2 protein-coding genes are annotated in these 1,203 nt (G+C 40.1%); both read right to left on the bottom strand.

Annotated features, from left to right (window positions below; genetic code table 11):
- On the bottom strand, positions 1-500 hold a 500-nt coding region (locus tag C3K47_RS19365), incomplete at its 3' end, for a hypothetical protein (protein WP_133159427.1).
- Positions 501-544: 44 nt separating this feature from the next.
- Positions 545-1,203, bottom strand: a 659-nt coding sequence (locus tag C3K47_RS19360; RefSeq protein WP_133159426.1) for a hypothetical protein, incomplete at its 5' end; no start/stop codon positions are given.

Below are 1,203 nucleotides of genomic sequence, written 5' to 3'. Positions count from 1 at the left end.
GTCGCATCGTTTACGCTTACTGTTGGCAATGGATCTACTGTTACTGTTGCTGTTCCATCGTAGTTACATACATTCAAGGCTGTATCATACCAAATATCGCTTAAGGAAGTAAAGGAATAGGTATAAATATTAGCTATTGTTAATGTAATGGGAATCGTTACGGTAGCATTCTTTCCTGCTGGAGTAAAAACTGTTCCTACTGGAAACGTAGTTGGATCTGATGTTTTAATGGTAATTGGAGTTGTACCATCTGTATATGTAAAAGTCCATTCAGGTGAACCGGTCTGTTGGTCATCACTCGTCAAGTTAACCACTAAATCAAAGGGTTGACCAGAACAAACCGAAGTCGGTGTAATAGTAACCTTTGCCGTTGGTGGCTCCTTGATGGTGATTGGACAAACCTGCCCGAAGGAATAGTTTGCTAAAAACAACAAAAGGGCGGTAATTATTAAACTACTGCTTCGTTTTGCTTTTTTGATGATTTGGTAAATAATCCCCATATATTATTAAAAAATCTTTGTTCTTCTTTAAATACAACTATATATTATGGACAAACTGTTGTACAGCTTGTGTTTATATCTTCTACAATTATTGAGTAAACTCCTTTAGCTACACCGGTAAATTGGTAGCTATTAATACCTGAGCTTGGAGAGCCTGTTAGCACTGTTGCTCCTGATATTAATTTAAAATTATAATGACCAGAACCTCCACTAGTAACAGTAACTGTAACCGTTCCAGTAGAAGTGCCCTTACAAACCACATTTGCCGCACTAACTGTAAATGTCATCTTTGAATAAATAGTTATGGTTGCAGTAGCCGTATTTGAACAAGGGCCATTCGTAAATGAATAAGTAATGGTATGTAATCCTGCAGTACTGTTAACTAAATCGATTGTTCCGGTTGATGGATCTATTACAAGACCAGGTGTGCCTGAATAAGTTCCTCCTGTTTGCCCCGATTGAGTAACTGAAACAGTACCTGATGGACAAAAAGATGAAGCTGAATAAGAAATTGTGGCAGTTGGTGTAAGTGGTTGGGCATTCACCGTGATCCCTGCTGTTGCTGCAGAAACACAGGTGGTGGATGCAGCCAAACGGGCTGTCAAAGTATGAGTCCCTGGAGCCAATCCCGCAAAGGTCACGCTCGACTGGTACGCTCCGCCGTCAATATTGTATTCATAAGCAGCCCCTACAGGCGCTGTTA

It is taken from the genome of Solitalea longa, from assembly GCF_002920915.1.
Lineage (GTDB): Bacteria > Bacteroidota > Bacteroidia > Sphingobacteriales > Sphingobacteriaceae > Solitalea > Solitalea longa.
Note: the sequence above shows the minus strand (reverse complement) of the source record. Positions and strands in the feature narration are given on the sequence as shown.